Genomic DNA, 19,082 nt, shown 5'->3' on the forward strand with positions numbered 1-19,082 from the left:
TCACCCCTGTGCTTGCAAGAAAGCATCGATCTCTTCACGCCATGGTACTGAAGGTTGTGCGCCATAACGCGTCACGGCAATAGCGGCGGCAGCATGAGCAAACCTCACTGCAGTCGCCATCGGCTGTTTTTCCAGTAACGCAGTCACCAACGCACCGTTGAACGTATCACCAGCGGCGATAGTATCAACCGCTTTCACGCGAAAACCAGGAATACGTTGTCCCAGCCCCTGTTCGCTCAACCAGACGCCACGACTTCCTAATGTGATTAGTACCGTTTTAATACCTTTATCGTGCAATACCCGGGCAGCTCGCTGAGCGTCTTCTTCCGTTTCGACAGCAACACCAGTCAGGATCTGCGCTTCAGTTTCATTAGGCGTAATAATATCCACCAGCGATAACAACTCGTCTGGAAGATGACAGGCAGGCGCGGGGTTAAGAATAACCTGCGTTCCCTGTTCATGTGCCAGCCTGGCAGCGGCAGTAACGGTTTCCAACGGAGATTCCAACTGCATTAACAACGCCGATGCATCAATGATTTTTTGCTGATACAACTTGAGGTACGCTGGTGTGACGGCAGCGTTGGCTCCGGCATGAATACCGATCATATTCTCAGCTTCGCCATTAACGAAAATCAGCGCGACACCTGTCGTCTCTCCAGATATCTTTTCTACGGCAGAAACATCAATATTGTCGCTGGCAAGCTGCTGACGAATGCGAGTACCCATATCATCATCACCCACGCAGGCAATAAAAGAGATAACTGCTCCACTGCGTCCGGCAGCTACAGCCTGATTGGCGCCTTTACCACCAAATGCCACACCATATTGCTTACCGATCACCGTTTCACCCGGCCGGGGAAACTGCTCGAGATTCAGAATATGGTCCGCATTGATACTGCCCAATACTACCAGCTTGCCTGATTTCATTACGTAAAACCCCAAAGTTAATCGTGTGCCACTCAATCAGAGTGGCACACAGCACCGCTTTTTATTATTTGGTAACCAGTTTCAGATCAACAGGAATGATGGCCTGTACTTTTTCGCCTTTCAGCACTCTATCCGCAGTTTCAACGCCGATCACGCCGATCTGATCCGGACGTTGAGCTACCGTCGCCGCCATTTTGCCACTTTCAACCGCTTTAATGCCGTCTGCTGTACCGTCAAAGCCAACAACCATGACGCCATTTTTACCCGCAATCTGCAACGCACGAATTGCACCCAATGCCATTTCGTCATTCTGAGCAAATACAGCTTGTACATCAGGATGTGCCGTCAGCAAGTTCTGCATTACGTTCAGACCTTTGGTACGGTCGAAGTCAGCTGGTTGGCTGGCCAGAATGACAAACTTGTTTTTCTCGGCTGATTTCATAAAGCCAGCACCACGTTCACGTGCGGCAGAAGTCCCGGCAAGACCTTCCAATTGAATAACTTTGGCACCTTTGCCCAGTTTTCTAGCGATAAAATCACCAGCAATTTTACCGCCGAATGTGTTATCAGAAGCGACATGACTCACGACTTCACCACTGGCAGCAACGCGGTCTAGTGTTATCACTGGAATTTTGGCCTTATTAGCCATTTTAACGGCGTTACCCACAGCGTCAGAATCAGTCGGGTTGATCAGTAACACTTTGGTACCACGCACGGTTAAATCCTGTACGTTGGCCAGTTCTTTGGCTGGATTGTTTTGAGAGTCCAGTACAACCAGGTTATAACCCAGTTTATCCGCTTCTTTTTGCGCTCCGTCCTTCAATGAAACAAAGAAAGGGTTATTTAACGTAGAAATCACCAGGGCAATAGTATCCTTTGCCATAGCGTTGGTACTGACCGTAGCACTCAGAGCAATAGCGGAAACTAGAGTAGCAAGCTTCTTTAAATTCATATCTCAATTCCTGTGTGAATGAAGGTTATTTACTGCTTTTGTTATCTACCAAAACCGCCAGCAAAATAACGACTGCCTTGACGATCATCTGATAGTAAGAAGAAACACCTAATAGATTTAGTCCGTTATTCAAAAAACCTAAAATCAGGGCACCAATTAAGGTTCCAAATACACGCCCTTTACCACCAGACAAACTGGTACCACCCAGCACAACCGCTGCAATGGCGTCCAGCTCATAACCCGTCCCTGCCGTTGGCTGAGCCGAAGACAAACGGGCAACTTCGATAATACCCGCCAGCGCCGATAACAGACCGCACAATGAATAGACGACAATTTTAACCTTGTCGACACTGATCCCTGAAAGACGGGTCGCCGCTTCATTACCACCCAACGCATAGATATAACGCCCAATGCGGGTATGGTGCAGCATGTACCAGGCAGCAAGGAAGACCACCGCCATAATCCAGATTGGCGTAGGTACACCTAAAGGACGCCCGATGCCAAACCAACCTAACGCATCTGCTTGCGCAGAAAAACCGGTATTAATAGGACTTCCGCTGGTATACACCATGGTGACACCACGCAGCAGCATCATCATCACCAGCGTAGCGATAAACGCCTGAACCCGACCTTTGGCGACAATAACTCCGGTACCGGCACCAATCACTGCCCCGAGTGCCAGCGCACTGAATATAGCAACCAGCGCATTGATTTCCATCCCGACAATTGAAGCGGCAACAGCGCCAGTCAGCGCCAATAGCGAACCGACTGAAAGATCAATACCCGATGTCAGGATAACCAGCGTCATTCCCACAGCCATGATGGCGTTAACAGAAGTTTGCTGCAGAATATTGAACAGATTATTCAGCGTAAAAAAATTGGGACTCATCGAGGAAACCACAGCGATAAGAATCAACAGGGCAATCAACGATTTTTGTTCCAGCAGCCACTCTTTGCTGAACCAGCTTTTTGCTGTAACAGATTGGGAATTCATATGTGATTTACTCCTGCTTTGCGCCGTATTGCTTACCAACGGCCGCAGCCATCAGCGTTTCCTGGGTAGCTTGCTCAATCGGGAATTCACCGCTCAGGCAGCCTTCATGCATAACAATAATGCGATCGCTAATACCTAAAATTTCAGGCATTTCCGATGACACCAGAATGATACTCAGCCCTTCTTGTTTGAATTGATTGATTAGCTGATAGATTTCCTTCTTTGCCCCAACATCCACACCGCGGGTAGGTTCATCAAGGATCAATACTTTCGGTCGCGTCATCAAACCACGGGCAATGGCGACCTTCTGCTGGTTACCACCGGACAACAGACCGATAGTCTGCTCCATTGTCGGCGTACGAATATTGAACATCCGGATAAAATCACTGACTGCCTGTTGTTCCTTGGCATGCTTGAGTGAACCACCTTTTCGGCTGAAGTAACGTAATGCCGTCAACGACATATTCTCTTTCACCGACATGCCTAACACCAAGCCATCACGTTTGCGGTCTTCAGAAATGTAGACTATTCCATTTACCAACCCATCTTGTGGCGAATGGGTAATAATTTCACGCCCATCAAGGAACACAGAACCGTGGGTACGGGGTAATGCGCCATAGAGAATTTTCATCAACTCGGTACGGCCGGCACCCATCAATCCCGCTACACCAAGAATTTCACCTTTACGTAGCGAAAAGCTTACATTTTTTGCGCCGGGACCAGAAAGCTCAGTCATCTGCAAGCGCACGTCACCGGGTGCCTGATCAAGCCGCGGATATTGATCTTCCAACTTGCGGCCCACCATCATTTCGATAAGAGCGTCTTCCTGTAAATCATTGACCGGGCTCTCACCGATAAACTGACCGTCACGGAATACCGTGACGTCGTCGCAGATTTCAAAGATTTCTTTCAGGCGATGAGAGATGTAAACAATGCCGCAACCATGGGACTGAAGCTCTTTAATCACTTTGAACAAGGAGGCCGTTTCAGTATCCGTCAACGCATCGGTCGGTTCATCCATAATGATGACTTTGGATTCGAAGCTTAATACCTTGGCAATCTCCACCATTTGTTGCTCACCAATGGAGAGATCTCCCACCAGACGACGGCTGTCATAACGCAGATTAAGACGCTGAAGCAGTTTATTTGCCTCAGCATACATCTGCGGCCAGTCGATACGACCAAAACGATTAGTAAATTCACGACCCAAAAAAATATTTTCTGCAATCGTCAGTTGGGGAATCAGGTTTAACTCCTGATGGATAATCCCTATACCCGCTTCCTGAGATGCTTTCGGGCCGCTGAAATCCACTTCCTTGCCCAAGAAATGAATACTACCCGCATCTTTACGATAGATACCGGTTAGTACTTTCATCATGGTGGACTTACCGGCGCCATTTTCTCCCACCAACGCCATTACTTTACCGGGATAGACATTCAGGGCTGCGCCTGAAAGAGCCTTCACACCGGGGAAGGTTTTGGTGATGCCTTGCAATTGCAGTAAAGGTTGCATCTATGCCTCAGAACGTTACGCCAGCACAAAGGATCACATTCGCATAGGGAGAGCACTCTCCGCTGCGAATAATAGCCCGGCTTTTCCCACTTTGTTTTTTAAAATCTTCATGACTTATGTAATGCAATGAAATTAAGTTTCCCTGGTGTAGCTCAAGTTGTTTCAAATGATTAAGCAGTGCGTCATGGAGTTGTGGATTTTTCTCGATAATTTCTTCGGCCAGAATGGCCGCCTCAACCTGCATCTCTGTTGTTACCACTTCAAGTATCTGCAAAAAAGTAGGTACATTGTGGGTTAATGCCAGATCGATACGGGTCGTCATTTCCGGAATGGGTAACCCCGCATCCCCAATCACAATTTGATCGGTATGCCCGAGCCGGGAAATAACAGAAGAAACTTCGGAATTTAGCAACGCACCTTTTTTCATATTCTATATCCTAACAGCGAAACGTTTCGCTTCCAGGATAGTGTAAAAAAACATCGCCAGAAGGCAACGATAATATTATCAAAATGTGATCATCATCGAAACGTTTCGCTTGTTCAACAAAAGTAAGAACCGGAGTGTCTGAATATGAAAAGTAATGCGTTAATCGTCTGGTAAGCAGTAAGACTGGTAATCATGGATTAATAAAATAACCGTGCCGGGGATGGCACGGTTCACGCAAATAGGGGGCATTCACATCATTTTTACGTTCGACTCACTTGTCATATCTCCACCTGAATGCCCAGCTCAATCAATCGGTTAGGTGGTATTTCAAATTGATCAGCAGCACGTAGCGCATTACGGCTCAGCATCATGAACAATTTACCACGCAAGCGCAGATACCATGGACGTTTCCCCATGCTCAGCGATTCATTAGACAGGAAAAAAGTGGTTTCCATCATTTGACAGGTTAAACCATCTTGCCAGCAACGGTGGAAGACCTCTTCCACATTGGGTGTTTCACGCCAACCGTAACTGGCAATCACACGCCAGAATGAGGCGGATAGCTGTTCCACTGATACCCGTTTGGCATTATGTACATAAGGTGCATCTTCCGTCCTGATGGTCATCAATACTACGCGTTCATGTAATATCTTGTTATGTTTCAGGTTATGCAACAGTGCAAAAGGAATCACATGAGTAGCGCGGGAAAGATAGACAGCGGTTCCTGGCACGCGCACTGGCGGATTCTTCTCCAGTGAAACAATCATCGCATCCAGTGAGTTTCCATGCTCATGAATACGACGCAACAAGCCAAAGCGTTCGCTTTTCCAGGTCGTCATGATGATAAACATCACCAATCCCAACGTCAGAGGTAGCCAACCACCGGAAACAATCTTGCTCATATTAGCCAGGAACATGGGCAAATCGATCATCAATAATACGACAAGCAACAACCACACCAGATAGCGATACCAGTGCCAGTTTTTGATTGCCACGGTACAGGAAAGAATACTGGTCAACACCATCGTACCCGTCACCGCGATACCATATGCGGCCGCCAGATTACTGGAGTGTTCAAAGCTGACAATCACAATGACCACAGCGATATATAACAACCAGTTAACTGCCGGAATATAAATCTGCCCGGATTCCATGTCAGAGGTATGAACAATACGCATTGGCGGTAAATAGCCAAGTCGAACCGCCTGACGAGTTAAGGAAAACACGCCGGAAATCACTGCCTGAGATGCAATGATGGTTGCCAAGGTTGCCAGAATCAATAACGGTATCAATGCCCAGTCAGGTGCCAGAAGGAAAAATGGGTTTTTGATGGCATCAGGGTCTTTCAGCAGCAACGCCCCTTGCCCGAAATAATTCAACACTAGTGAAGGCAGCACCGCCGAAAACCAGGCAATACGAATGGGTAATTTACCAAAGTGTCCCATATCGGCATAAAGGGCTTCCACCCCGGTAATAGCAAGTACCACGGCACCAAGCGCGAAAAAAGCCACCAACTTATATTCAATAAAAAAGTTAATCGCCCATTTAGGATTCAGCGCCCGTAACACTTCCGGATTGGCGATAACACCGCGGGCACCAAGAATCCCCAGAGACAAAAACCACAGTAACATCACCGGGGCAAACAATTTTCCCACGCTTCCAGTCCCATGTTTCTGAATCATAAACAACAATGTCAGTACAACAACGGAAATGGGGATAATGTAAGAATCCAGAGAAGGGGCAGCAATATCCAGACCTTCAATCGCTGACAGCACTGAAATAGCCGGTGTAATAACAACCTCTCCATAAAAAAAACTGCCACCGATCAAGCCCATGATCACTAGCACAGAGGTCATTCGATCTGATGTGTTTCGCCCGGCGAGAGACATTAACGTCAGTATGCCACCTTCACCCGCATTATCCGCACGCATCACATAGGTGAGATATTTCAGGGACACGACCAGAATCAAAAGCCAAAAAATCAGAGAGAGAAAACCGAATACGGAATCAGGTTCAACCCCAAAACCAAACTGTCCGGACAGACACTCTCGAAGCGTATACAGAGGGCTGGTACCAATATCACCATAGACCACCCCAATCGCAGCCAGCGTTATTGCCGGAAGTGAACGTTTATGTTCAGAACTCATAAACCTTGTCTTCTGTTATTAATTTATTAACGAATCGGACCATTCCTGGTTGCACTAGCCCGAAAACGCACAGTATGCACAAATCGCCGCAAAAACCTATTTTTTAAATTACCGTTTGCCTATTTGGTAAGGAACCTTTATTGATTAACGTCACTAACAGTGCCAATAATCAACAAACAGAGTATGAGTAAAAAGTAGTCTTTTGACGTTTATTTTTGCACTTCCTGGCTGCAACACACGGGAACGATGGATTAATTATGATACAGCCCACAGCACTGGCTGATAGAATTGCTCGACTCAGCCACGCCCTTGAACACGGTCTTTATGAACGGCAGCACGCCATTCGTCTATGCCTTCTGGCTGCGCTAAGCGGCGAGAGCGTCTTTTTATTAGGCCCTCCCGGGATAGCAAAGAGTCTGATAGCCAGGCGTCTTAAATATGCCTTTAAACACGCTATTGCCTTTGAATATCTGATGACTCGCTTCTCTACACCAGAAGAAGTATTCGGTCCGCTATCTATTCAGGCATTGAAAGATGAAGGACGCTATCAGCGTTTGACGACCGGTTATCTGCCGGAAGCTGAAATCGTATTTCTGGATGAAATATGGAAAGCGGGCCCCGCCATTCTGAACACCTTGCTAACAGCAATAAATGAACGCCGTTTTCGCAATGGTAATAGTGAAGATCCCATTCCTATGCGTTTATTGGTTACCGCATCCAATGAATTACCTGAAGCCGACAGCAGCCTGGAAGCATTGTATGACCGCATGCTCATCCGCCTGTGGCTTGATCGGGTGCAGGACAAACATAATTTCCTCGCATTACTCACCAGCAACAGTAATGACAACGAAAATCCGGTCAGCGCTGGGCTTAGCGTCAGCGATGAAGAATACCACCAATGGCAGTCCGATATCGATAACATCCCCTTACCGGGGATTTGTTTTGAGCTGATTTACCAGTTGCGACAACAACTGGAAACGCAGGAAAACGCCCCTTATATCTCTGATCGGCGATGGAAAAAAGCAATTCGCCTGTTGAAGGCCTGTGCCTTTTTCAGTGGTCGTGAATCAATTACATCTGTGGATATCATCCTGCTGAAAGACTGTTTATGGCACGATCTTGACTCACTCCATCTGGTGGAGCAACAGTTAGAGTTGTTGATGACTGAACAATCCTATCAACAACGGACATTGCTGTTCCGGTTGCAGCAATTAAATGCAAAGCGTCAGCAATATCAACAACAACAGAGTGAGTTGCAGGCATTCAGAGTTGAAAAACAAGGTTCTTTCTTTGGCAGAACAGCACATTACACGCTACCGGATACCATAACAACGCCGACACTCACGTTGGTACTGCAAAAACCGTTGATTATCAAGGATCACACTGTAACCCATGTGATTATAGACAGAGAAAAACTAACCAGTTGGTTGCAAAAAGGTGGTGAAATCCGCGGTAAACTGAATAACGTAGGGTTTAGTCAGCAGTTGGATATGCTGGTGGACGAACATCAGTATCTGATCATCAGGGATATCAGCTTGCAAAGTTCAATTTTATCGCTACCAGATAAAATAAATTGTACTCTGCCGGAAGATATCGCTCAGGAATACGAAACGCTGAAAATTCAATTACAGGAACAACGGCGACTATTTGAACGACATCAACCTTGTTTGTTTGTCCCTCAAGAGTGGTTGGCAAAGATTGAAGAAAGTCTGCAACAGGTCAATGAACAGATAGAACAGTCACAACGGGAGTAAAAACAATGCTGACGCTGGAATCTTTAGAGATGCTATTGTCCATTGATGAAAACGATCTGTTGGATGATCTCATTGCCACACTGCTGGCTACGCCTCAGTTTGTGATGTATTTCGAAAAGTATCCTCGTCTGAAAAAAGCACTATTGAACGATCTTCCAATGTGGAAGAATAACCTCAAACAGCGGTTGCGCAGCACTCAGACGCCTCCAGATCTGGAAAAAGAGTTCAATTGTTATCAAAACACTCGGTTAGCCAGCAGCCAGACATTTCAAGCCAGTCTACCGAAAATAATGTCCATGCTGAACACGGTAGATTCACCGTTTTTCTCTCCAGCAGATAAACTGATTAACACACCCGAACGCCAGATTGAACAAAAAATAACCAGCGGTTTGCACTCTTTATTTATGCAGCGATGGCATGTCAGCCTGACATTGCAAACACTGACTCTGCACCAGCAGATAATGGAACAGGAACGGGATAATCTGCTGGATGAACTACAGCGGCGTTTAACTCTGAGCGGAGCGCTAGAACCCATTCTGGCTGAAAATGAAACCGCCGCGGGTCGATTGTGGGATCTCAGTGCCAGTAAGCTGATAAAAACCGATCTCAAAGCGCTGCTGGATATTGGCAACTTCCTGAAACAACAGCCAGAACTACAACGTTTGGCGGAAAGACTGGGTCGCAGCCAGGAAACCAAATCCATCCTGAGTCACGATGCGCAAAAAGAGGAATTCCGAGTGATGGTTCGGGAACTCGCCACCCTACCCGAACAGGTGAACGGCATTCATCAGAGCGACGATATTCTGCGGCTATTACCCACCGAACTCTCCACCGTGGGTATCGACGAACTGGAATACGAATTTTACCGGCGACTTCTGGAACACCAACTGTTGACCTATCGCCTGCAGGGTGAAAACTGGCGTGAAAAAATAGTAGAACGACCCGTAATCCATCAACAGAATGAACAACAACCTCGAGGACCATTTATCGTCTGTGTCGATACCTCTGGTTCTATGGGGGGATTTAACGAACGCTGCGCAAAAGCATTTTGTCTGGCTTTGATGAGAGTGGCTCTGGCGGATAATCGCCGTTGTTATATTATGTTGTTCTCTAACGAGATAATAAGTTACGAATTGACTTCAGCAGACGGAATTGAACAGGTAATTCGTTTTCTTAATCAAACATTTCGCGGCGGTACCGATCTGACGAACTGTATAACAACACTAATGGATAAAATGAACGATTCATCATGGCGGGATGCCGATGCCGTCATTATTTCTGATTTTATTGCTCAGAGATTGCCTGACGATGTCATCAATAAAGTCAGACGCCGCCAGCAACAACTTCATCACCGTTTCCACGCTGTCGCGATGTCCGATCACGGTAAGCCTGGAATATTACGGATATTCGATCATATCTGGCGCTTCGATACCGGCTTGAAAAGCCGTCTTTTGCGTCGTTTCCATCATGAAAAAAAATAATTCGTTGTTTATTACTTATAAACAAGTTTTAGTATTTCTTGTGCTTATTGTTTAATGGATTCATTCTTTCTTTAAAGAAAAAAAATTATTCGCTATAAACATTGATCAATCATACTGTAAGCAGTAAATGCACCCAACAGTGAGTAAAGAGTCTATTTCATGGCCGACACTTATTCCCTTGATGACCTTGATCGCGGCATTCTTAGTGTATTAATGGATAATGCCCGAACACCTTATGCCGAACTGGCAAAGCAGTTTGCCGTCAGCCCGGGAACCATTCACGTACGAGTAGAAAAGATGAAACAGGCCGGTATCATTATAGGTACCCGACTTGATGTGAACCCTAAACAACTGGGGTACGACGTGTGCTGTTTCATCGGCATTATCCTGAAAAGTGCCAAGGACTATCCTTCAGCGCTGGAAAAACTGAACAATCTGGAAGAAGTGGTAGAGGCTTATTACACCACGGGTCATTACAGCATCTTTATTAAGGTTATGTGCCGTTCCATCGACGCCTTACAACATGTACTTATCAACAAGATCCAAACAATTGATGAAATTCAGTCCACGGAAACACTGATCTCACTACAGAACCCGATCATGCGCACCATTGCTCCTTGATACTTTATTCTTATCCCCCGATTGTCCACAGGTAGATCCCACAAAAATCACAGCGTACAATGTCCCGTCTTTAATCAGGTGAGATCATGTATGACTGACATAACCCTTATCAGCGGCAGTACACTCGGTAGTGCGGAGTATGTAGCCGAACATTTGGAAGAGTTATTGAAAAAAAAGGGGTTTTCCACCGTTATGCTACATGGGCCTGATCTGAATGAAATTCCGGACAACGGTTTGTGGTTGGTTGTCACATCGACTCATGGTGCAGGTGATATCCCTGATAACTTACAGCCGCTGTTTGAAGCACTGGAAGAACAAAAACCCGATCTGTCCCAGGTTCGTTTTGGTGCCATTGGTATAGGCAGTAAAGAATATGACGCATTCTGCGGTGCGATAATCACCGTTGATCATCTATTACAGGATCGAGGCGCAAAAAGGATCGGTGATCTCCTGATGATCGACATAACCCAACATGAAATTCCGGAAGATCCCGCAGAAGAATGGTTGGGATCATGGGTTAATTTACTCAGATAGCTTATTTATACAGCAGTTAACTGTGGATAAAACACTTAATAAGCGGGGTAAAACCCGTAGTTATCCCAATAACAACGTTAGATTGTTTTTTAATCTGTGCATAACTATAGGTTTAGATCCCAGCTTATACTGTCTGGGATCACCGATCATTCACAACTAGTGATCAACAGTAATCGATTGATCTCATTAAAGGATCATGGCTTATCCACAGAACATGTCGATCCTAATAAGAGATCTAATAAGAAGATCTTTAAATAAAAAGATCTTTCTTTAATTACACGACGATCCAACACATTTGGTCATTGGCATAAACTTGAGTAGAATCCTTCACCCAAGGTTAGTAACGATCATTCGCAACCACTCGAGGTGTAGTACCATGTTTTATCCAGATCCTTTTGACGTCATCGTGATCGGTGGTGGTCATGCAGGCACTGAAGCCGCCATGGCCTCGGCCCGTATGGGACGTCAAACCCTCTTACTGACACACAATATTGATACGCTGGGACAGATGTCCTGTAACCCGGCTATCGGCGGTATAGGGAAAGGTCATCTGGTAAAAGAACTTGATGCCATGGGTGGACTGATGGCTAAAGCCATCGATCAAGCAGGTATTCAGTTTAGGATACTAAACATCAGTAAAGGTCCTGCAGTACGAGCTACTCGTGCACAAGCCGATCGGGTTCTTTATCGCCAAGCAGTGCGTACTGCACTGGAAAACCAGCCAAATCTGATGATCTTCCAGCAGGCAGTTGACGATCTGATTGTGGAAAATGATCAGGTTGTAGGAGCCATTACCCAGATGGGATTGAAGTTCCGTGCCAAAGCCGTAGTGCTGACGGTAGGAACATTTCTGGACGGTAAAATACATATTGGTCTGGATAACTACAGCGGTGGTAGAGCTGGCGATCCACCATCCATTCCATTAGCCCACCGTTTACGTGAATTACCGTTGCGAGTCGGACGTTTAAAAACCGGTACTCCACCACGCATAGATGCCCGGACTATTGATTTCAGTGTATTGACGCAACAGCACGGTGATAACCCGATGCCTGTTTTTTCCTTTCTGGGAGATCCTGGCCAGCATCCGGCACAGATGCCTTGTTATATCACCCACACCAATGAGCGCACTCATGAGGTGATCCGCAATAATTTGGATCGTAGTCCAATGTACACTGGCGTCATCGCGGGGATCGGGCCACGCTATTGCCCATCCATTGAAGACAAGGTGATGCGTTTTGCCGATCGTAATACCCACCAGATATTTCTTGAACCAGAAGGGTTGAGCAGCAATGAAATCTACCCTAACGGCATTTCTACCAGCCTACCATTTGACATACAGTGGCAGATTGTCCGTTCCATGCAAGGGATGGAGAATGCCCGTATTGTTCGTCCTGGTTATGCTATTGAGTATGATTTTTTTGATCCTCGCGATTTAAAACCGACACTGGAAAATAAATTTATTCACGGTCTTTTCTTTGCCGGTCAGATCAACGGGACAACCGGTTACGAAGAAGCTGCTGCGCAGGGAATGCTGGCTGGATTGAATGCTGCTCGTCTGGCATTTGATCAGGAAGGGTGGACACCTCGACGCGATCAAGCTTACATCGGTGTTTTAGTTGATGATCTCTGCACATTGGGAACCAAAGAACCTTACCGCATGTTTACTTCGCGGGCTGAATATCGTCTGATGCTGCGCGAAGACAATGCTGACCTACGGTTGACGGAAATTGGTCGTCAATTGGGTATGGTGGATAATGTTCGTTGGGCCGCATTCAACGAGAAGTTGGAAAATATTGAGAAGGAACGGCAGCGCCTGCGTGATATTCATGTTCATCCGTTGTCAGAGAATCGTGATCAGATTAATTCCTTACTGAAAACACCACTTTCTCGAGAAGCCAGCGGTGAAGAGCTACTGCGCCGTCCGGAAATTAACTACGCTATGTTGACCGGGTTACCGATGTTCGCCCCTGCACTAACCGATGATAAAGCGGCAGAGCAGGTAGAAATTCAGGTGAAATATGAAGGGTATATTGCCCGTCAACAGGATGAAGTTGAAAAACAACTCCGCAATGAAAATGCGCTATTGCCCGCAGGACTGGATTATCAGCAGGTAACCGGATTATCAAATGAGGTTATTATAAAGTTGAATGATCATAAACCGGGTTCCATTGGCCAGGCATCGCGTATTTCTGGTATTACACCAGCTGCAATCTCAATTTTACTGGTTTGGCTGAAAAAACAGGGGATGCTGCGCCGCAGTGCCTGATAGTCGTTTTTAGCAAAATAGCCCGTAAATCTAGCTGTGGAGATACAGCTAGATTGTATTAATAACGTGATATTCAGGATTATCTTGTGCTTAACAAACTCAATAGCCTGTTAGATACCGCTGGTATTTCCCTGACCGATCAACAAAAAAATAAGCTTATTCAGTATGTTGAGCTCCTGCATAAATGGAATAAGGCTTATAATCTGACTTCAGTCCGTGATCCTGAGCAAATGTTGATTCGTCATATCATGGATAGTCTGGTGATAGAAAAACATCTCCAGGGACAGAATTTTATTGATGTGGGAACAGGACCGGGTTTACCGGGCATACCGTTAGCCATTATTCGTCCATATTCACATTTCACCTTACTTGATAGTCTGGGAAAACGGGTGCGTTTTCTGCGTCAGGCTCAGCATGAGTTACATCTCGATAATATTGAGCCGGTACAGAGCCGTGTGGAAGACTTTTCGGCAGCCCCTCCTTTTGATGGGGTGATAAGCCGTGCATTTGCTTCTTTGAAGGATATGGTTAACTGGTGTGATCATTTACCTTCCCGTCCTGAAGGTCGTTTTTATGCACTGAAGGGAACGGTTCCTCAAGATGAGCTGGATGCCTTACCTGAAGGCATTATCCCGGAAATCATTATTCCACTTTTTGTGCCTGAGTTGGTTGGAGAACGTCACTTGGTGATTCTTAAACGGAACTAATTTTGTTTTTCATCAGAAAATTATAACTATTTGTAACGTTCTCAAACTGATAAATCTGAATGAAATAATCATTAAACTAATGAAATATATTCACCAAATTTTTACAAACGTGATGTATACCTGGTGATTAATGTATTCGGCAGTGGTGTTTTTTTTACCGTATTTCGATTTTAACCACCGTGCAATTCATTGAGGGATGTTAAAAACATGATAAAAAAATATCCACAATGTCAATAGATGGTTTGAGTGCTGTATTGTAAGTGTTTTGTTGGTGTTTTATTTTATCTTATTGAAATTAAAAAAGATAAATAGCTATTTTTGCTAAAGACAAAAAAAACTCTGATCGGATATAAAAAGACCTGTTTTGTTTTATGTGAGTGATATCACATATTGGCAGCATGTTAACATTCATTTCACTATTGATGTGTTAACCGGATAGTTCGCGGAAATAAGGCTTAGGAAATAAATTTAAATAATTGTTCACCTTTTCGCTACTTATTGATTGAATTCGATGGGCTGACCCGTATAATTTGCACGTTTTTTGCTGCTTGACTCGGTGCATTAAAGGCAGTGTTATACGTCATTCAGTAAACTCTGAGAAAGGTACGGAGAGGGCACGCGTCATGTCTGTATCCCTTTACAGTGGAAAGTTAGCGCTGTGGTCACTTTTAATACAATTGGTGACTTTTTTAGTGTTAAGCGCGATTTTCAGTGTGGTTAGCCTGGAAGCCGCAGCTTCTGCGCTCGGTGGGGGATTGGCAGCCTGGTTACCGAATATGTTGTTTATGCTGTTTGCCTTGCGTCATCAGACACATAAACCATCGGAAGGACGCGTTGCCTGGTCATTTGCTTTGGGTGAAGCGCTGAAAGTGCTATTCACCATTGCATTGTTGGTGGTGGCGTTAGGCGGGTTCCATGCGGCATTTTTCCCGCTTGGCCTGACGTATTTATCAATGCTGGTCATGCAGATTGTGGCACCAGCCGTCATTAACCGTTACCGTAGTTAACAACAAAAGGGTAAGGGACATCATGTCTGCATCAGGAGAAATCTCTACTCCGCAAGAGTATATCAGTCACCATCTTGTACATTTACAGGTGGGGACGGGGTTCTGGTCGATTAACATCGATTCGATGTTTTTCTCTGTGCTTCTTGGAATACTCTTTCTGGTTATCTTTCGTAAAGTTGCTAAAAACCCCACCAGTGGTGTGCCGGGTAAACTGCAGGCTGCAGTGGAACTGATCGTTGGTTTTGTAGATAGCAATGTACGCGATATGTTCCATGGCAAAAGTAAGCTTATTGCTCCGTTGGCGCTCACCGTCTTCGTCTGGGTTTTCCTGATGAATCTGATGGATCTGTTGCCTATCGATCTGCTGCCGTATATTGGTGAGCATGTTTTGGGACTGCCTGCATTACGTGTGGTACCTTCCGCGGACGTGAACATTACACTTTCCATGGCGTTAGGGGTTTTCATCCTGATTCTGTTCTACAGCATCAAGATGAAAGGCATTGGTGGATTTGTTAAAGAATTGACCATGCAGCCGTTCAATCACCCTGTGTTTATTCCTATCAACCTGATTCTTGAAGGTGTTAGCCTGCTGTCAAAACCGATTTCTTTAGGTTTGCGACTGTTTGGCAACATGTATGCGGGTGAGTTGATCTTCATCCTGATTGCCGGCCTGCTGCCGTGGTGGTCTCAGTGGATATTAAATGTGCCTTGGGCCATTTTCCACATTCTGATCATTTCGCTTCAGGCTTTTATTTTCATGGTTCTGACGGTTGTTTATCTTTCGATGGCATCTGAAGAGCATTAATTTTCTTTCAACACTACAAACGTTTTAATTGAAAAAAACTGGAGACTGTCATGGAAAACCTGAGTGTGGATCTGCTGTACATGGCTGCCGCTTTAATGATGGGTTTGGCGGCTATCGGTGCTGCGATCGGTATCGGCATTCTGGGTGGTAAATTTTTGGAAGGTGCTGCTCGTCAGCCTGACCTGATTCCTCTGCTGCGGACACAGTTCTTTATCGTTATGGGTCTGGTGGATGCTATCCCGATGATTGCTGTTGGTCTGGGTCTGTATGTGATGTTTGCCGTAGCTTAAGCAAGATTTATTGCCATGGTGAAAAACATCAAGTTATTTAACTAAGAAGAGGCATTGTGCTGTGAATCTTAACGCTACAATCCTCGGCCAGGCCATTGCATTTGTTCTGTTTGTTTGGTTCTGCATGAAGTATATATGGCCGCCGATTATGGATGCCATTGAGAAACGTCAGAAAGAAATTGCTGACGGTCTGGCTTCTGCTGAACGAGCCAAAAAAGATCTGAACTTAGCGCAGGCCAATGCGACCGATCAATTAAAGAAAGCCAAAGCGGAAGCGCTAGTCATTGTTGAGCAGGCTAATAAGCAGCGTGCTCAGATTATGGACAATGCTAAAGTTGAAGCGGAAGCGGAGCGTAACAAAATTGTGGCACAAGCGCAGGCTGAAATTGACGCCGAGCGCAAACGTGCCTACGAAGAGTTACGTAAGCACGTTGCTATGTTGGCTATTGCCGGTGCCGAGAAAATTATTGAACGTTCCGTGGATGAAGCTGCTAACAGCGACATCGTTGATAAACTTGTCGCCGAACTGTAAGGAGGGAGGGGCTGATGTCTGAATTTGTCACAGTAGCTCGCCCCTACGCCAAAGCAGCTTTTGACTTTGCCGTTGAAAGCCAGTCAGTTGACCACTGGCAACAAATGCTGACATTTGTTGCTGAAGTCGCGCGTAATGAACACATTGCTGAGTTACTTTCTGGAGCCGTTGCGCCCCAGACTATGGCGAAGACATTCATTGCCGTATGTGGTGACGAGCTGGATGATGCGTGCCAGAACCTGATTAGGGTGATGGCTGAAAACGGGCGTTTGTCAGTGCTTTCCGAAGTGCTGGCTCAATTTGTTCAACATCGGGCTGAGCTGGAATCGACGGTAGATGTCGATGTCATTTCTGCTGCAGCGTTAAATGAACAGCAGTTATCCAAGATAGCTGCAGCGATGGAACAACGTCTGTCACGTAAAGTTAAGCTGAATTGCAAAATTGATAAGTCTGTTATAGCTGGCGTAATTATTCGCGCTGGCGATATGGTGATAGATGGCAGTATTCGTGGCCGTCTTGAACGTTTGACAGACGTCTTGCAGTCTTAAGGGGACTGGAGCATGCAACTGAATTCCACCGAAATCAGTGAACTGATCAAGCAGCGAATTGCTCAGTTCAATGTAGTGAGCGAAGCTCACAATGAAGGTACCATTGTTTCCGTCAGTGATGGGATCATTCATGTAAACGGTCTTGCTGATGTGATGCAGGGGGAGATGATTTCCCTGCCTGGCAACCGTTATGCGATTGCACTTAACCTGGAGCGAGACTCTGTTGGTGCGGTCGTTATGGGTCCGTATGAGGATCTGGCCGAAGGTAATAAAGTAAAATGTACCGGTCGTATTCTGGAAGTACCGGTTGGCCGTGGCCTGCTGGGTCGTGTTGTCAATACGCTGGGCGCACCGATTGATGGTAAAGGCCCGGTTGAACACGATGGTTTTTCTGCGGTTGAAGCGATTGCGCCTGGCGTTATCGATCGTCAATCCGTTGATCAGCCCGTCCAGACCGGTTACAAGTCCGTTGATGCCATGATTCCAATTGGTCGTGGCCAGCGTGAGTTGGTTATCGGTGACCGTCAGACTGGTAAAACCGCACTGGCGATTGATACGATTATCAACCAGCGTGATTCGGGTATTAAGTGTATTTATGTCGCTATCGGACAGAAAGCGTCTACCATCTCCAACGTGGTACGCAAGCTGGAAGAGCATGATGCACTGTCAAATACCATTGTTGTCGTGGCCACGGCGTCCGAGTCTGCTGCACTACAATATCTGGCGCCATACGCCGGTTGCGCAATGGGTGAATATTTCCGTGACCGCGGTGAAGATGCACTGATTATTTATGATGACCTGTCCAAGCAGGCCGTTGCTTATCGTCAAATATCCCTGTTGCTTCGTCGTCCGCCTGGTCGTGAAGCGTACCCTGGGGATGTTTTCTACCTTCACTCCCGTCTGCTGGAACGAGCTGCGCGCGTGAATGTTGATTACGTCGAGGCCTTTACCAAAGGTGAAGTGAAGGGGAAAACGGGGTCTTTGACCGCTCTGCCGATCATCGAAACTCAGGCGGGTGACGTTTCGGCGTTTGTTCCGACCAACGTAATTTCTATTACTGATGGCCAGATCTTCCTGGAATCCAACCTGTTTAACGCTGGTATCCGTCCGGCAGTTAACCCAGGCATCTCCGTGTCCCGTGTGGGTGGTGCAGCTCAGACCAAGATCATGAAGAAACTGTCTGGTGGTATCCGTACCGCACTGGCTCAGTATCGTGAATTGGCGGCATTCTCCCAGTTTGCTTCTGACCTGGATGATGCCACGCGTAAGCAGTTGAATCATGGTCAGAAAGTGACTGAACTTCTGAAGCAGAAACAGTATGCACCGATGTCTGTTGCAATGCAGTCGCTGGTACTGTTTTCCGCCGAACGTGGTTATCTGGAAGACGTTGAACTGGCGAAAGTTGGCGGTTTTGAAGCGTCGCTGTTGGCCTATGCCAATCGTGAGCATGGCGATCTTCTGCAACAACTCAGCCAGACTGGCGCTTATAACGATGAGATCGAGGATAAATTCAAGACTATCCTTGATACCTTTAAGGCAACCCAGTCCTGGTAACGCCCCGTGGCCTGCCTTATGGC

Annotated in this window: 18 protein-coding genes; 12 read left to right on the forward strand and 6 right to left on the reverse strand. The window is 46.1% G+C overall.

Annotation, left to right across the window (positions count from 1 at the left end):
- The 6 genes from rbsK to kup form a co-directional block, all read right to left on the reverse strand.
- Complete coding sequence (gene rbsK / locus RS889_RS23260; RefSeq protein WP_315708848.1) at positions 1-927, reverse strand: ribokinase; 927 nt, start codon at positions 925-927, stop codon at positions 1-3.
- Between the two features lie 64 nt (positions 928-991).
- The gene (gene rbsB, locus RS889_RS23265) at positions 992-1,879 is read right to left on the reverse strand and encodes a ribose ABC transporter substrate-binding protein RbsB (RefSeq protein WP_021013781.1); all 888 of its coding nucleotides are present in this window, start codon (positions 1,877-1,879) and stop codon (positions 992-994) included.
- Positions 1,880-1,904: 25 nt separating this feature from the next.
- A complete protein-coding gene (gene rbsC / locus RS889_RS23270; protein ID WP_021013780.1) occupies positions 1,905-2,873 on the reverse strand; it encodes a ribose ABC transporter permease in 969 nt (322 codons plus the stop codon).
- Between the two features lie 7 nt (positions 2,874-2,880).
- Positions 2,881-4,386, reverse strand: a complete 1,506-nt coding sequence (gene rbsA / locus RS889_RS23275; RefSeq protein ID WP_315708849.1) for a ribose ABC transporter ATP-binding protein RbsA — start codon at positions 4,384-4,386, stop codon at positions 2,881-2,883.
- Between the two features lie 7 nt (positions 4,387-4,393).
- The gene (gene rbsD, locus RS889_RS23280) at positions 4,394-4,813 is read right to left on the reverse strand and encodes a D-ribose pyranase (protein WP_021013778.1); all 420 of its coding nucleotides are present in this window, start codon (positions 4,811-4,813) and stop codon (positions 4,394-4,396) included.
- 278 nt (positions 4,814-5,091) lie between these two features.
- The gene (kup, locus tag RS889_RS23285; RefSeq protein WP_021013777.1) at positions 5,092-6,960 is read right to left on the reverse strand and encodes a low affinity potassium transporter Kup; all 1,869 of its coding nucleotides are present in this window, start codon (positions 6,958-6,960) and stop codon (positions 5,092-5,094) included.
- 257 nt (positions 6,961-7,217) lie between these two features.
- On the opposite strand from kup, the gene ravA reads away from it, so the two are divergent.
- From ravA to atpA, 12 genes are all read left to right on the forward strand, one after another.
- Positions 7,218-8,714: an ATPase RavA gene (gene ravA, locus RS889_RS23290; RefSeq protein ID WP_315708850.1), complete on the forward strand. Its 1,497-nt coding sequence runs from the start codon at positions 7,218-7,220 to the stop codon at positions 8,712-8,714.
- Between the two features lie 5 nt (positions 8,715-8,719).
- Complete coding sequence (gene viaA, locus RS889_RS23295; protein ID WP_315708851.1) at positions 8,720-10,195, forward strand: ATPase RavA stimulator ViaA; 1,476 nt, start codon at positions 8,720-8,722, stop codon at positions 10,193-10,195.
- A 159-nt stretch (positions 10,196-10,354) separates the two neighbouring features.
- Positions 10,355-10,816 carry a transcriptional regulator AsnC gene (asnC, locus tag RS889_RS23300; protein ID WP_021013774.1) on the forward strand — a complete coding sequence of 154 codons (462 nt, stop codon included), beginning with the start codon at positions 10,355-10,357 and terminating at the stop codon, positions 10,814-10,816.
- A gap of 90 nt (positions 10,817-10,906) precedes the next feature.
- Positions 10,907-11,350 carry an FMN-binding protein MioC gene (gene mioC / locus RS889_RS23305; RefSeq protein WP_315708852.1) on the forward strand — a complete coding sequence of 148 codons (444 nt, stop codon included), beginning with the start codon at positions 10,907-10,909 and terminating at the stop codon, positions 11,348-11,350.
- Between the two features lie 376 nt (positions 11,351-11,726).
- Positions 11,727-13,616, forward strand: a complete 1,890-nt coding sequence (gene mnmG, locus RS889_RS23310; protein ID WP_315708853.1) for a tRNA uridine-5-carboxymethylaminomethyl(34) synthesis enzyme MnmG — start codon at positions 11,727-11,729, stop codon at positions 13,614-13,616.
- A gap of 86 nt (positions 13,617-13,702) precedes the next feature.
- Positions 13,703-14,323, forward strand: a complete 621-nt coding sequence (rsmG, locus tag RS889_RS23315) for a 16S rRNA (guanine(527)-N(7))-methyltransferase RsmG (RefSeq protein ID WP_315708854.1) — start codon at positions 13,703-13,705, stop codon at positions 14,321-14,323.
- 623 nt (positions 14,324-14,946) lie between these two features.
- On the forward strand, positions 14,947-15,330 hold the full coding sequence (gene atpI / locus RS889_RS23320; RefSeq protein WP_021013770.1) for a F0F1 ATP synthase subunit I: 384 nt from the start codon (positions 14,947-14,949) through the stop codon (positions 15,328-15,330).
- A gap of 22 nt (positions 15,331-15,352) precedes the next feature.
- Positions 15,353-16,135 (forward strand): F0F1 ATP synthase subunit A, encoded by a 783-nt coding sequence (gene atpB, locus RS889_RS23325; RefSeq protein ID WP_021013769.1) that lies wholly within the window; start codon positions 15,353-15,355, stop codon positions 16,133-16,135.
- A gap of 50 nt (positions 16,136-16,185) precedes the next feature.
- Entirely contained in the window at positions 16,186-16,425 is a 240-nt protein-coding gene (gene atpE, locus RS889_RS23330; RefSeq protein WP_005976545.1) for a F0F1 ATP synthase subunit C, read from the forward strand.
- A gap of 61 nt (positions 16,426-16,486) precedes the next feature.
- Complete coding sequence (atpF, locus tag RS889_RS23335; RefSeq protein WP_021013768.1) at positions 16,487-16,957, forward strand: F0F1 ATP synthase subunit B; 471 nt, start codon at positions 16,487-16,489, stop codon at positions 16,955-16,957.
- Positions 16,958-16,971: 14 nt separating this feature from the next.
- Positions 16,972-17,505 (forward strand): F0F1 ATP synthase subunit delta, encoded by a 534-nt coding sequence (gene atpH, locus RS889_RS23340; RefSeq protein WP_021013767.1) that lies wholly within the window; start codon positions 16,972-16,974, stop codon positions 17,503-17,505.
- Between the two features lie 12 nt (positions 17,506-17,517).
- Entirely contained in the window at positions 17,518-19,059 is a 1,542-nt protein-coding gene (atpA, locus tag RS889_RS23345) for a F0F1 ATP synthase subunit alpha (protein WP_021013766.1), read from the forward strand.
- The last annotated feature ends 23 nt before the right edge of the window (positions 19,060-19,082 follow it).

The sequence above is a fragment of the Brenneria uluponensis genome (genome assembly GCF_032395385.1).
Classification (GTDB): Bacteria; Pseudomonadota; Gammaproteobacteria; order Enterobacterales; family Enterobacteriaceae; genus Prodigiosinella; species Prodigiosinella aquatilis.